The organism is Brevibacillus composti (assembly GCF_016406105.1).
GTDB classification, from domain to species: Bacteria; Bacillota; Bacilli; order Brevibacillales; family Brevibacillaceae; genus Brevibacillus; species Brevibacillus composti.
The window spans coordinates 1,143,202-1,157,513 of record NZ_CP066308.1 but is presented as its reverse complement, the minus strand read 5'-3'; the positions used below and the strand labels follow the sequence as shown (position 1 = coordinate 1,157,513).

Below are 14,312 nucleotides of genomic sequence, written 5' to 3'. Positions count from 1 at the left end.
AATAACGCGAAAACGCACGACAGCTTTTATCCGATAAAGTACGCTTCCCGCGTGCGTTTCGTCCGCTCCGCTTGGTACAATGAAGACGAAGGGAATGCGGAATATCAAAGCAAAAATCAAAACGCGAGGAGGCTTCCCCATGAAGGAATGGAGTCAAATGGCCAAGGAACAATGGGACCAGTTCGCCGCTGACTGGCATCAACGGAGCGAGAATATGTGGGAGCGGGGCAGCCGCAAGACGATCCTGCCGCTGTTCACCCGCTATGTCCGGCCGGAACACGGGCCTGTGCTTGACGCGGGTTGCGGCGATGGGTATGCGAGCTGCAAGCTGGCTCGCAGCGGATATGAGGTAACCGGGGTGGATATTGCCGGGGAAATGATACGTTTAGCCTATGACCGGGCAAATGGCCGGGCAGAAAATCGGATAGATGACCGGGTAAATGACCGGGCGAATGATCAGGCAAATGAGGAGGATTTCCGGAGCCAACTCAGCGTACAGTTCCAAACCGGGGACATTAGCAATCTTCCTTTTTCTGACAATTATTTTAGCGGGATTCTCTGCATCAACGTGACTGAATTTACCCCTTCCCCGCTGGATGCCCTGCGCGAGCTGCATCGGCTCCTGAAGCCAGACGGGATTCTTCTGCTCGGGATACTCGGACCCACGGCAGGTCCCCGCGGGCACAGCTACCGCCGTCTGTATGGAGAAGCGACGTTTCAAAATACGATGATGCCTTGGGAAGCGAAGCAGCTGGCTGGAGAGAACGGGTTTGTGTTGGTGGAGGAAGAACCCGTATTCAAAGAAGGAGTTCCTGCAGAATTGGCGAGCCGCCTGTCTGTGGAGCTGCAGGAGTCGCTTAGTTTTTTGACTTTGTTTGTTTTGCGGAAAATGTAACGGAGTGGACCTATGTGCGGGGCTGAGGCGCGGCCGGAGTACGCAAAAGGAGCAGCCGCTTTGGGGTCAGCCCACGTTGCGCTCCTGGGTCCCGTAGGCCGCTATTCCGCCAGGTGGTGGCTCCACAGTCGCTCGCAGGGGAGCATGATTCTTCTGCGTGCTTTTGTGCTCCTCCCCGCTTTTTGGGGATGAAATCAAAGAGGAAGCCTTTGTGTCAAAGAAAACAGGACAGCCCTTCCAGCTATCCCAAAACGCATCATTTCCGATCGACCAAAAAAAGAAGGCGCCTCAAGGCTCCTTCTTTTGCTTTTTAGGGGAGGGCAGCCGGAATGACTACCCCATTGGCTGCCATCCACTTTTCCTTGCTTTGCATCAGCATCGCAATCGTCTGGTTCTCCACGCCGTAGAGCTCCCGGTAGAGACGCTGTGTCTCCCGCAAGTCATTGTACGTCAAATACGGGTAATCCGGTCTTCCCAACGTGTCATCGGGGAACCAGGCGTAGTGGAGGTCCCCGTTTGATGCAAGCCATCTCTCTCCCAGATTGGTGACGCCAAACAGCATGACATTGGCCAGCTCGTTATTGGTCGGATCGTGAAAATGCATGTACATTTTCCACAAGAAGTTGATCTCCGCCAGTTGATGGTTGAGCGAGACATGGGTCGGCAGATGCCCGGCGGGATGCGTGTAGTCGGCGACGAGCCAGCCCGGCTGCGGCCCGTTTACCTCATAATGGTGCCGACTGGCGTGATCCCGGAGGTATTGCGCGTACTTTTGGGCCGATTCGCAAAACTGGGTGTCATCGTACTGCTTGCACCCCTCCAGGAGCAGTTCCGCCATTCCGGTATTAAAGCGCGTATCGTAGAATCCGTCCTGAATTCCGTAATCTTGGGAGAGCCATTGCGACAAGGGATACGTTTTCCAGTGCCCCTCCGGCTCCTGATTGCGGACAGCCGTATCGAGCATCACATAGGCCAGCTCTTGCGCCGCGCTTCCGCGCAAATGGGCGAGCAAGGGACGCACAATGTAATTTTCCGGATTGCGCCAAAAGGACTGCGGAGTAGACGGTACATAGGTAGACGGACTGGCGTAGTAATAGCCGTCAAAGAGCCATTTGGCTTTCTCTGTAAAGTCCAGCTTCAGCCATAGGTCAGAGGTCTGCTGGCTCTCCCAGGGGACCTGGGGCGAACGGGACTCCAACACCCACCATTCGCTCACCAGCCCCGCCTTGACCGGGAGCTGCACCTCCAGATGAACCCGGTACCACTCTTGTATCACAGAAATGGGCTGAGCCCATTCTTTTTTCTCTTCGATCGTCGTCTTCCCCAGCGGCTGGTAGACAATGGGCGCCCCAATCAGCAGGTAGCGATTGGAGGACTCGACAAAGCCGGGAACCAGCGGCAATTGATTGGTTTCCAGCAGAGAGAGCATGGTCCATTCGCGCGTTTGGCCGTCCCTGTTTACGGCGTAGCGGAAGCTCGCTCCCTCGGAAGAGAGAGGAAAGGTTAGCCCGTGCGGATGGCTGTCCATCTGCCCTTCCAGCCGGTACGCCCGGTAGACATCGCCATTTGGAAAATGGTAAACCCTCTGCTTCAAGGCCCCCCCGTTGACCGAAACGACCTCTTCGAGGATCTGCGGTTTTTCCCACTGAAAGGCATTCGTTTGAACGGGCATCGGGGTCAGCATCATCAACAGTCCGACATACATCAGCAACAAATACTTCTTGAATTTGGTCATGTAATCCCCCTTCCCCAGAAGTTTGCGAACTCGCTCAAATCTGATCCGGGTATCGGCCACGCCATTGTAACTAGATTCCACATATCCTTTCATTTCCCTTTGTTTACAGATAAATATGATGAGAAAGTACCATTATGAAAACGGATTGGGACCGATAAGGATGAAGGGAAGAGGAGAAAATGCGTAAGGCAAGGAGGGATCCGGGTTGAGGAGACATTTGGCTTCAACCGCGCTGGTACTCTTATCGTGCTCACTCGCCGTGGCGGGCACTCCCGCCGCTTGGGGTATGTCTGCGGCTATGGCCGCGGAGCCTGCTTCCGCCGATCCGATCGCGGAGGAGCCTTATTACGACGCAGAGGATGTCTATATCCAGCCTGCGTCCATCGCCCCGCTTTTTCCTGTGCCCCCCGTAGCATATGACACGCCTGCTTTTCAGAAGAAGCGCAACGCCTTCACCAGCCAGGAAGAGATGATGGGATTTCTGCAGCAGCTGGACAGCCAGCATGAACACGTCCGACTGGAAATCATCGGGCAATCGCTGGAAGGCCGGGACATCCCGATGTTGATCCTCTCCCGCCATTTTGACCAGCTCCCCCGTGATCCGGCCAGGCCGATCGTCTGGCTGCAAGCGCAAATTCACGGCAATGAGCCTGCCGCCGGCGAATCGGCGCTGGTCATGGCCAAGTGGCTGGCGGAGGAACCTGCGGGACGGGAGCTGCTCGACCGGCTCCATGTGATCATCGTGCCGCGGATCAATCCGGACGGCTCCTACCGTTTTACCCGAAGCGTCGCCACGGGTCTGGATGCCAATCGGGATTACATGCGGGCGGAGCTTCCCGAGGTGAGGGCGATTCATCAGGCTTTCGACCGGTTCCAGCCCGATGTCGTCCTCGATGCGCATGAGTACTCGGTCAAATCTGCCGCGCTGTCGCAAACCGGTACCGAAGGCTCACTCTCGTCCTATGATGTGCTCATCTCCTCGGCCAAAAACCTGAACATTCCAAAGTCCCTGCGCACCATGGCGGACCAGCTGCTGCTGCCCGAGGTCCAAGCTGTGCTGGACCGTGCGGAGTTGACTCATCATCCGTATTATACGCTGGCCCGCGATGACGAAGGGCGCATTACGGCTACAGAGGGCAGCACGGAAACCCGGATCGGCCGCAATGCGCTCGGCTTGAAGAACGCGCTCTCGTTTTTGGTCGAGACACGGGGAATCGGGATTGGCCGGGCCGATTTTGAACGTCGCGTCTACGGCCAGGTGACGGCCCATCAGGCCTTTCTCCAAGCTACGGCTGCCCGCGCTGCCCGGATCAAACAGGGCGTCGCCAGCGCACGCGCCCGGTTAATCGAACAAGGGAAAAAGCCGGGCGATGACGATCCGATTATCGTGACCAGCGAAAACATGCCGATGGCCGGACAGTCGTTGGATGTCATTGATGTGGCACAGGCCAAGCGCCTCTCCATCCCGATCACCTGGGTGAGCGCTGCCGATGCCATGCCGACGCTGGAGCGCGAACGTCCGACTGCCTACCTGATGCCGCCCGCCTATCATTCTATTGCGGAACGTCTGGAAGCTTTGGGCGTCAGCGTGTCTACCCTGGTCGAGCCCCTGACGCTCTCCGTAGAGAGCTATCTCGTCACGAATCATCAGGTGAAGACGACATTGGAAAACGGCCGTTTCCCCAATCGCGTAGAAACGGCTGTGACGGAGAGAATCGCGGCTTTTCCTGCCGGCAGCTATGTGTTTTTCATGGATCAGCCGCTGGCCAACTTCATCGCCCTGGCTCTGGAGCCTGAATCTGTGGACAGCTTTGTGGCCAACGGCTATCTGCCTGTCCAAACCGGAGACCGGATCCCCGTTTACCGCTTTATGGCGGACCCGGGCATTCTCTCGGCCAAGAAGAAGACTTTTTCCCGTGGCGCCGCTGATCGCGTGGCCGGTGATTCCGCTCTTGCGGCCGGGAGATGACGACCCAGGCATCAAAAAAACAGCGTTCCGTCCCCGGCAGCACACCGGGGCTGAACGCTGTTTTTGGTTGATAGATAAAAATAATAGCTTTATTCAGACAACAACCGCTGGATATCCGCACAGCTGGCCTCGAGCTGCCGATCGACGACGCTGGCCTCCTGAACGTGGTGAACCAGTGCATCCGTCATCTCTTCCAAAGCCTGTTTGACCTGCATGACTTGCGCATTGCTTTCGTCTGCGTACTGTTTTTGCTGCTGAATAATTTCCATGACGCCTGCGGTCTCTTCGCTGACTTCCCGCAGCGCTTGGACGATGCTGTCCATCTTTTCGGCCGCATCCTTGCTGGTGGACAAGCCGTTCTGAATCGCACTGCCGCTCTTCTCGCTATTGGCGATCGCTTCTTTCGTCTCTTCCTGGATCTTGCCGATCAGCTCGGCGATATTCTTGGTCGAATTGGCCGTCATCTCCGCCAGTTTGCGGACCTCGTCGGCGACTACCGCAAAGCCGCGTCCCTGTTCCCCGGCGCGCGCCGCTTCGATCGCCGCATTGAGCGCAAGCAGGTTGGTCTGGTTCGCGATGTCGCTGATCACCTGCACGATGCTGGTAATTTCCGAGGAACGCTCCTCCAGCCTGCTCATCGACGCGGAGGTGCTGGCCGACTGCTGTTCCAGCAGGCTCATCACCGATACGACTTCGGTCATCGCTTTTTTGCCCTCATTGGCCCGCTCCACCGACTGCATGCAGATGCCCGTCAAGCGTTCGCCGCGCGCGAAGAGATGGCTTGCGGATTCGTCCGATTCAGCCGTGATGCTCTGAATCTTGTCCACGATTCCCTTCATTCGGTTCGCCAGCGCGTCCAATGAGCCGTGCTGATCGTTCACGACTTCATGCTGCCTGATGATGGTGCCCAGCTGCTCATAGACAGCAAGCAATTCCTGCCTCAATACCTCTCGGGCTTCCTCAGCCGCTGGCTCTGTCACCGCGGCAGCGGCCGCCGCCTCCTCATGGCCAGACTCCTGCTTCTTTTTCTTCCAAAACATCGACAACACTCTCCTTTTCCTCGTGAGAACCACCGCGGATCATCGTGGGGGAAACTCCTCTGTTTTATCAATGGGGGGGTTGATTCGCTTTTGTCCCTGTTCACGGTGGGCAAAAGAGCGAGATTCCATAATGCCCGGATGCTGCTTGGCCAGATGGAGCAGGTTTTCCAGATAGAAATAGTGGCCTTCAAGCAATTCCACGTCTTTGCGGGTAAATTGGGTCGCCTGCAAATACTCCTGCATCTCCCACGCATACCGCTCGAGCCTTCCATAAAATTCATTGGCCCGCAGCATCTGCTCTACTTCCGGATAGGCGATTTTCAGCCTGTTTATTTCACTGTACACCTTCGAGCCTTCCAGAATCAGCTGGTAAGCCGTTCGTTCGTAGGAGGCGGCGGTGGCCCATTCCTGTTCTTGTCTTGCAGCGCGCAAAGCAGACAAGTACGTGATAAAATGATAAACAGTTAAAAACAGAGGCCCTAAGAAGAGGATGATTCCCGCTTTGTACACATGCTGATTGGCCATGCTGCTAATGAGCAGAAACAGGTGAAACAGAATCGCTCCCAGCCAGGCGTAAATGATGACGTGGTGATTGACTTTGCCGGCCTCCTGCTGGCGGGAGAAGACAAAGGTCAGCCCTAACAGGTAAAAGGCTAGCAGGGTAAAGCTTGCACTGAACAAGGCCATCTCCATTTCCTGGAGCCAACCCGCATCTACTGGAATCTCGATAAAAAACTCAAAGGCTAGTACCAGCAGTGAGAAGAGCAAACCCATGATCCAAAACCGGCTTACCTCTGAGTCGTTTCGCCGGCGTGAGCGGTACCGTTCCGCGCGGGATTCCTTCACTTATTCTCACCTCACTTTGAAAATGATTCGCCATGATTCCCTTTTTTCCTCTATAGGGCAGACAAAATCTGACATCGGAGGCATGCCATGAACAACCCTTTACCCACCGCATTTACGACTCGCATGCAGGCGCTGCTCGCAGACGAGTTCCCATCCTTTCTCGCCAGCTACGATGAGCCTTACGCTCACGGGCTGCGCGTCAATCCCCTCAAGCTGGGCGAGAGCCAGTTCCTCGCGCTTTCGCCCTTTCCCCTGGAGCCGGTGGAGTGGTGCTCCCAAGGGTTTCGCTATGCGGAGGGGGACCGACCCGGCAAGCACCCCTATCACGCTGCCGGACTGTACTATTTGCAGGAGCCCAGTGCGATGTATCCCGCTGCGTGCCTGGAGGCTCAGCCCGGTGAGCGGATCCTCGACCTGTGTGCGGCTCCCGGCGGCAAATCCACACAAATCGCTGCGGCGATGCGCGGCGAAGGCCTGCTGGTCGCAAACGAGCCTCACCCGGCCCGAGTGAAGGCCCTCTCGCAGAACATCGAACGGCTCGGCATCACCAACGCCATCGTGACCAATGAAATGCCGGAAGTGCTGGCAGAGAGATTTCCCGCCTACTTCGACCGCATTCTCGTGGATGCGCCCTGCTCCGGGGAAGGCATGTTCCGCAAGCTGATGGAAGCGATAGAGGATTGGTCTTTGGACAAAGTGGCCGAATGCCACCGCATCCAACTGACGATTCTGGAGGCGGCCAGCACGATGCTGAAACCAGGGGGGACGCTCGTCTATTCGACTTGTACGTTCGCCCCGCTCGAAAATGAACAAACCCTCGTTTCGTTCTTGCAACAACACCCCGAATTTGAACTCGTTCCGATGGCGACGGTCCCGTCTATCCGTCCCGGCGTGCCAGCCTGGGCGAATCCTGCGTGGCCTGACCTGATACATGCGGCACGTCTCTGGCCCCATCAGCTAAACGGCGAGGGGCACTTCGCTGCCAAATTGAGAAAATCTACGGATGCAACCGCCGACACGACAGAACGCCGCCTGTCCCGCAAAAAGGGCAAAGGCAATGGGACCCATGTCCCTAAGGAAGCCATCTCGGCCTGGAACAGTTTCGTCCAGGAATCTCTTCCCGCTCTCGATGACAAGTACCGGGACGACTCGGCTTTTCTATTATTTGGCGATCAGCTTTATTATAATCCGCAACCTGCCCTGGATTTGACTGGACTGCGGGTCAACCGGACGGGCTTGCATCTGGGGACGGTCAAGAAAAACCGCTTGGAACCTGCCCACGCCCTGGCTTTGGCCATTCCTGCGGAAGCAGCCGCCCGTGTCGCCAACTATCAGTCGTCCGATCCGGACCTGCATCGCTATCTGAAGGGGGAAACTCTGGCGCGCACCGGTGAAAACGGCTGGACGCTGGTTACCGTGGACGGCTACCCGCTCGGTTGGGGCAAACAGGCCCAGGATCAGCTCAAAAACCATTACCCCAAAGGCTTGCGCTGGCTCTCTTAACATAAAAAACAGCCCACCTGCAAAGAGAGCGCAACGATTCTCTTACGCGGTGGGTTTTTTGCTATCTTTACCGATGCCGACGGCTCGCCGTGTCGCTGACGATGGTCAAGGAGCCATTTTTTATGTAACGGAGGATTCTTGACACAGAGATGCCCGTCGCATTTGCGATTTGCATCGCGTTGGAGTTCGGATTCTGCCGCAAATATTCCCGTACGACCCGATATTCGTCCAATTCCTCTAAGGAGCAGGAACGGCACTCCGTTTCATGAGGCGGTATAGGCAGACCGCATCGATCACAAAAAGATGGATTCATGACTGGCTTCTCCTCACACCCAGTTTTGACCCGTACATAGGCCTTATGGTCCAATACGAATGACAGATTTCTCTTTATTCTCTATTGTACCCGTTTTCGGATGAGAGGAAAACCTGCTTCTCCCGAACTATTTTTTTGCCTGAAACAGACACGCTCTCCCTGCTGAAAAAAAGGAGAGCGTGCGTGGTGAAAATCTGATTTATTGTGGTACTTCTCCCGTCATCTTTCGATGGCGGCAGAAGGACAACCCGTATATGAGCCTGTTCATGCTGTAGACGGCCCGTAGGTAGGTGCGTCATGTCCGCATTTGAAACTGGACAGGTCCAATACGGCGACATTCGGATGGCGCGCGGCGAATTTGGCCGCCCACACTTTTTGCTCGCTGTTGGAGCTGAAGTTTTCCGGCCACACGTCGCTTACTTCTAATGCGCACTCCACTCTCCCGCTCTCGATGTCGCTCTGGAAAAAGCGGCGCAGCCATTCTTCATCCTTAGGGATGGAGCGCATGGAGAGAATGGGGTAACCCAAGACCTGAAACTCTTCCAGTACCGAGTGGTTCAGCCCCGGGTCCGAATGATAGGGACGGCCGATCATCAAGATGGCGAGGCGATTTTCCTTTTCCACCTGTTCCAGGATCATCTTGCCCCGCTCCTGCATTTCGGCGTCAAAAATATTCATCGCCCGCCGCCGAGCACTGGTTGGACAGCCTGAAGTTGCGAATATCCCCATTTTTTAAAAAGAGAACCTTGATATCCTGACCACCGATATCGCAGATCACGTCGATATCGCCAAATTCGTGAACGGCGCTCATCATGTGGGCGACGGTTTCCACGATGTTTACATCCGCTTTCAGCGTTTTCTCCAGGACATCGGCTGCGTATCCGGTGGCGCCGAAACCAATAATCTCCAGCTCGGCTCCCTGCCCCCTCACCCTGTCGTCGATACGCTTTAACATTTCCTTGGTATCTTCCAGAGGATTGCCTTTGGACAAGGACCAGTGGCGGCCCGGCGTTCTCGCCCAATTTCGCCTTGCGACCGTGCGCGATGAATTCCTTGAGCCCTTCCAGCCCGGTGTAAGTCCCGACACCAGCCGGTTCATGCAAGCCATACATGACCGCACCGTATGCCGCATAGTACTGGGAATTATCCGGCACGAAGATCAATTCCTCGATGGGTACGTCTTTGGGATAATCGTACCCTCGCTCTTCCCATGTCGCAGGGATCCGTTTCCGCCAGCATTCCTGCAAGAAAGGCAAGTATGTATTGGGACCGCCCAGCAAAAGCACGCGATGTCGCAGCGTATTGCCGCGGGTAAGGACAGAGAGATTTTGCATGCCCACTTTGATCATGCACTTGTCAATGGTTGCGCCGGTACCGGATGCGCACTTGTCATTCATCGAGGTTAGCGCCTGTTTGTCTCCTGTTTCCTGATTCGCCTTAAAAATGATGATTTTCGCATCCTGGCCGCCCAGTTCGATGACGCTGCCGACATCAGGGTGAAGATGTTCTACCGCCATGGTGACCGCATTCACTTCCTGGACAAACTTGGCTCCGATGTGCTCGACAATAGGGCCGCCGCCGGAACCCGTCACAAAGACACGGATATTTTCCTGCTTTACCTGGGAGAACTCATTCCCGATGGTAATCAAGAACTCCAATACCTTTTCAGCCTGCTTCGTGTGGTGGCGCTGATAGTCTGACCAGAGAATTTCTTTGGTTTCCGGGTTAACTACGGTCGCCTTGACGGTGGTTGAACCCACGTCAATGCCAATGACAAGAGAATCCAAGCCCTCGATTTGGTTTTGCACGTTAACACTCCCTGTCTGGAATATACATTATCATGACTGTCGATTTCCAAATATATACTCGATCAATATTAATAACGTAAATATAGGGGTGTTCCTCCTTGCCGTGACATGTGGGGAAGCAAATAAAAAGGAACAGTTCCGAATTCGAACTGTTCCTATCCTTGTCTGCTCATTTGCTTTGTTCCATTTGACCGATCGATATCGATCCCGTTATCCGCGCGGCTTTCCGGAAAATCCGCCGGGACGGCCACCCTCGCGTCTGCTGGATGCCCCCGGGCGCGGGCCGCCCGCTTTGCCTCCCGCAGTTTTGCCTTTGCCGCCGGCACTGCCTGTCTTCCCGGCTTTGCGGGCCGCCTTCGCCTCTTCGCGGCGGCGATTTCGCTCGTACTGGGTTTTCAATTCCTCCAGCTCACGCGCCATCCTTTTCTTATAGCCCGGCTTTACTTTCGTTTTTTTCTTGATCGCCTCGAGGACGGGAGCCAGCTGCTTTTGCTGCTCTTTCGCTTCGGCCTTTACCTTTTCCTTCTGCAGTTCCTGGAAATACTCCTCGCGCTCCTTGGCTCGCTCGCGGCGGCCGGCGTCAAGGTGACGTCCGGCGATTAGCAGCTTTTCTTCGATGGACGCTTTGGTCGCTTTCGCAAACCGGGCCAGCAGATTCTTTTGCCGCGGAGAGACCAGCGAAATCGCTTTTCCCCGCTGTCCGGCACGGCCCGTCCGGCCCACGCGATGGATGTAGCTTTCCACATCATTGGGCAAATCGTAGTTGATGACGTGCGTCACGCCCTCGACGTCCAGCCCGCGCGCCGCGATATCGGTAGCGATCAGGTACTGAAATCGCATGTCGCGGAATTGTTTCATCAACTGCTCGCGCTTGCTTTGCGACAAGTCCCCGTACAAGGCACTCGCTGCGAAGCCATTTTCCTGCAGCCGGGCGGTCAGTTGCTGGACGCGAACCTGCGTATTGGCAAAAACGATGCAGAGGAAGGGTTTCTCCATCTCCAGCAGATCGACCAGGGCATCCGTCTTGTCGCTTTGATTCACCACATAGTAGATCTGCTCGATCGTCTCCACCGTTTTCTGCTTGGATTCGATGCGGATATGCGGCGGCTGCTTCATGAACTCATGCGCCAGCTTTTTCACGAGATCCGGCATCGTCGCGGAAAACAGCAGGATTTGACGCTGCTGCGGGGTGTTGACGATGACTTGCTCCACGTCCTCCAAAAAGCCCATCTCCAGCATTTTGTCCGCCTCATCCAGCACCAGGGTGGAGATTCTCCCAAAATGGAGAGAGCCCCGCTGCAGGTGGTCGAGCACACGGCCCGGCGTGCCCACCACGATGTGGACGGTATTCTTCAGCTTGCTCAGCTGTTTCTCAATGTCCGTACCGCCGTGCAGCGAGAGGACGTTTACTCCCATATGTTTGCCCAGCTTCTCCGCCTCTTTGGCTATCTGGATCGACAGCTCGCGTGTAGGCGTGAGGATCAACGCCTGTATGTCGCGCTTGCCTTCTTTCAGTCCATTCAGGATCGGCAGCAGAAAGGCGGCTGTTTTTCCCGTGCCTGTCTGTGCCTGCCCGATCACATCCTTGCCTTCCGTGATCAAGGGGATCGCTTCCGCCTGAATCGGCGTCGGCTCCTTGTAAAATGCTTCCTGTATGCCTTGCATCAATTCCGGGCGAAAACCAAATGATGCGAACGATTTTGCCATTAGGCCCACTTCCTTTCACCAAGAAGCCGCTTTCCCTCTGCCGTCGGCGCTGTTGCGCGCGACGCGGAGAAAACGGCATCGCTTCCCTCGTTGTTGGCATCGCGTGCAGATTCCATCTCCTTATACTATAGGAGTGTTTCCAAAAAAACAACAAAGCGGTCAAGACCATGAGGACTTGCCGCCTGTTTTTTTTCGGATTGTCCAAGAAGAGGGCCCTTCTCCGGGACTCTTCCCTCTTATTTCGCCAATTCGTAGATCGCCTGGGCGTAGATTGCCGTCGCTTTGATCAGATCCTCCACCAGGATGTATTCATCCCGCTGGTGAGCGCTGTCTGGACGTCCCGGGAACAACGGGCCAAATGCGACGCCGACGTCCAGCGAGCGTCCGTAGGTAGCGCCGCCGATGGCGATAATTCCCGCTTCCTGCCCGGTCTGTTCGGTGTAGACACGCTGCAGCGTGGTCACCAGCGGGTGCTGCGGATCTACCCGGTGCGGTGGGAGGTGCTCGACGACTTCCAATGCAAAGCCAGCCTCCGCCAACCGTTCCTGCAAGATGCGGCTCCACTTCTCATACGGCAGGGAGTGCGGATAGCGGATATTCAGCCGATACAGCGCCTCTCCCTCCGCATCGTAGGCGATCACGCCGGTATTCAGCGTCAGCGGCCCCATTTCCTCGTCATGATGCGCGATGCCGATCGCTTCCCCGTAGTGCTGCCGATACAGATACGATTCGGTAAAGCGGACGAACTGCTGCGCTCTCGCATCCAGCGGCAACGATGCCAGGAAGTGAATCAGTTCCGTCCCGGCATTGATACCTTTGCCCGGGTCCATGCCGTGGACGGAGACACCCTCCATCCTGAGCAAGACCTGGCCATCTGCCAAATCTGCGGTTCCCGCAAGTCCCGTCTCTGCCAGATGGGCCCGGTATTTCCGCACGATCTCGTCTGCTTCCATGCCGAGAGGGGCAAGTCGCGCCTCCGCCTTGTCCGGCACCATATTCATCCGCAGGCCGGAATCCAGGGACAGGAGCTTGGCTCCCGCACCATCTGCCGCGGGTATTCCCAGCCGCTCATACGATTCCCGCGTCTGTCTGACAGTCAGGTCCGTCAGTCCTTTTTCGGCGTAGATCAGGGGAAAGTCTGCGTCGGGCGTAAAGCCCATCGTCGGCATCTCTTCCGATTGAAAATACGTTTTGACGCATTGCCAATTGGACTCCTCGTCTGTGCCGAAGATCAGACGGACCCTTTTAGAGAGCGGAAGCCCTGATTCCTTTACCAGCTTTGCGGCGAAAATCGCGGCAATCGTCGGCCCTTTGTCGTCGATCGCGCCCCGGGCGATCAGCTTGCCGTCCACAATTTCGGCAGCATAGGGAGGAGAGGTCCAGCCATCTCCCTCTGGAACCACATCGACGTGACTCAGCACGCCAATCAGCTCCTCCCCCTGGCCAAACTCAGCATGGCCAGCGAATCCGCCGACGTCCTTCACCGTCATACCCGCCTGCCGGCAATGATCCAGCACGTAGTCCAGCGCCTGCCGTATCCCTTCTCCAAACGGAGCGCCTTCCCTCGCCGTTTCGGGGTCCAGCACGCTTCTGATGCGCAAAAATTCCTGCGCGCAGAAAATCAGCTCATCCTGCCTCTTCTCAACTTCCTTTAGCCAGTTCATCGTCGTCATCGTAGTGCTTCTTCCCTTCTATCGTGGTCAGTCCGTCGCCTGTTTCCTCGTCGTCCACATCCAGGTCCAGCTCCACCAGCGATAGCAAAGATTCCATCGGGACCTCCCGCGTCGTGAACTCTACCTGTGCTTCCTTGATCTCTTCGCGGATGTTGTTCATTTCGCTGTCCAGAGTGGATGAGGCCTTGGCTGCCTCGATCAGGCGCTGGCGGATATCAGACGGAATGATTCCCTCGTATTTGTAATTCAACGAGTGCTCAATGGTGGCCCAAAAATTCATATTCAGCGTCCGAATCTGGATCTCCACCGGAATCGTCACTTCGCCCCTGGCTGTCATCAAGCGGTATTCTACGGCCAGATGATAGCCCCGGTATCCGCTTTCCTTTGGCTTGGAGACATAGTCCTTCTCCAGGTAGATGCGCATGTCATTGCGCTTGCGGATCATTTCGACTACTGCAGGAATATCGTCGATAAATTGACAGATGATGCGAATGCCCGCAATATCTCTCAGCTCCCAACAGATATTCTCGTCGATGGGGAACTGCAGGCGATTTGCTTTATTATAAATACTCGGGACCGATTTGACCCGTCCCGTGACGAATTCGATAGGCGAATGCTCTTTTCGTTTCCTGAGTTCATTGCGGATGTTCTTCAGCTTCACCTTGATCTCTTCTACGGCTTGTTCGAACGGTAGCAGGTATAGTTCCCAGTCCAGTTTCTGCATGCTATGGTTCCCTCCGACCCGAAACTCCATCGTCCTTATGATTCAACATTTTGCCAGTGATATCCTCCCCATCCCTTTGAAAACTTGGCTCGGCCAATC

General features: G+C 55.8%; 9 protein-coding genes and 1 pseudogene. 3 read left to right on the top strand and 7 right to left on the bottom strand.

The window, feature by feature from the left end; all coding sequences use genetic code 11:
• Positions 1 to 139 precede the first annotated feature (139 nt).
• The gene (locus JD108_RS06010) at positions 140 to 895 is read left to right on the top strand and encodes a class I SAM-dependent methyltransferase (RefSeq protein ID WP_198828986.1); all 756 of its coding nucleotides are present in this window, start codon (positions 140 to 142) and stop codon (positions 893 to 895) included.
• Positions 896 to 1,205: 310 nt separating this feature from the next.
• Here the strand turns inward: JD108_RS06010 and JD108_RS06005 are convergent, their stop codons facing one another.
• Positions 1,206 to 2,630, bottom strand: coding sequence for a hypothetical protein (locus JD108_RS06005; RefSeq protein ID WP_198828985.1), 1,425 nt, complete (start codon positions 2,628 to 2,630; stop codon positions 1,206 to 1,208).
• Positions 2,631 to 2,835: 205 nt separating this feature from the next.
• Here JD108_RS06005 and JD108_RS06000 point away from each other — a divergent pair, with 205 nt between their 5' ends.
• Positions 2,836 to 4,599 carry a M14 family metallopeptidase gene (locus JD108_RS06000; protein WP_228728326.1) on the top strand — a complete coding sequence of 588 codons (1,764 nt, stop codon included), beginning with the start codon at positions 2,836 to 2,838 and terminating at the stop codon, positions 4,597 to 4,599.
• Between the two features lie 89 nt (positions 4,600 to 4,688).
• Here the strand turns inward: JD108_RS06000 and JD108_RS05995 are convergent, their stop codons facing one another.
• Positions 4,689 to 5,639, bottom strand: a complete 951-nt coding sequence (locus tag JD108_RS05995; RefSeq protein WP_198828984.1) for a methyl-accepting chemotaxis protein — start codon at positions 5,637 to 5,639, stop codon at positions 4,689 to 4,691.
• Between the two features lie 39 nt (positions 5,640 to 5,678).
• Positions 5,679 to 6,485, bottom strand: a complete 807-nt coding sequence (locus JD108_RS05990; protein ID WP_198828983.1) for a hypothetical protein — start codon at positions 6,483 to 6,485, stop codon at positions 5,679 to 5,681.
• An 87-nt stretch (positions 6,486 to 6,572) separates the two neighbouring features.
• On the opposite strand from JD108_RS05990, the gene JD108_RS05985 reads away from it, so the two are divergent.
• The gene (locus tag JD108_RS05985; RefSeq protein WP_198828982.1) at positions 6,573 to 7,988 is read left to right on the top strand and encodes an RsmB/NOP family class I SAM-dependent RNA methyltransferase; all 1,416 of its coding nucleotides are present in this window, start codon (positions 6,573 to 6,575) and stop codon (positions 7,986 to 7,988) included.
• A gap of 592 nt (positions 7,989 to 8,580) precedes the next feature.
• Here the strand turns inward: JD108_RS05985 and JD108_RS05980 are convergent.
• The 4 genes and pseudogenes from JD108_RS05980 to JD108_RS05965 all read right to left on the bottom strand — a co-directional run.
• Positions 8,581 to 10,109 (bottom strand): annotated as a pseudogene (locus JD108_RS05980) (BadF/BadG/BcrA/BcrD ATPase family protein); the annotation flags it as partial.
• Positions 10,110 to 10,319: 210 nt separating this feature from the next.
• Entirely contained in the window at positions 10,320 to 11,816 is a 1,497-nt protein-coding gene (locus tag JD108_RS05975) for a DEAD/DEAH box helicase (RefSeq protein ID WP_198828981.1), read from the bottom strand.
• A 236-nt stretch (positions 11,817 to 12,052) separates the two neighbouring features.
• The gene (pepV, locus tag JD108_RS05970) at positions 12,053 to 13,489 is read right to left on the bottom strand and encodes a dipeptidase PepV (RefSeq protein WP_198828980.1); all 1,437 of its coding nucleotides are present in this window, start codon (positions 13,487 to 13,489) and stop codon (positions 12,053 to 12,055) included.
• Positions 13,458 to 14,213: a GTP pyrophosphokinase gene (locus JD108_RS05965; RefSeq protein ID WP_198828979.1), complete on the bottom strand. Its 756-nt coding sequence runs from the start codon at positions 14,211 to 14,213 to the stop codon at positions 13,458 to 13,460. The genes pepV and JD108_RS05965 overlap by 32 nt, the downstream gene beginning before the upstream one ends.
• Positions 14,214 to 14,312: the final 99 nt, after the last annotated feature.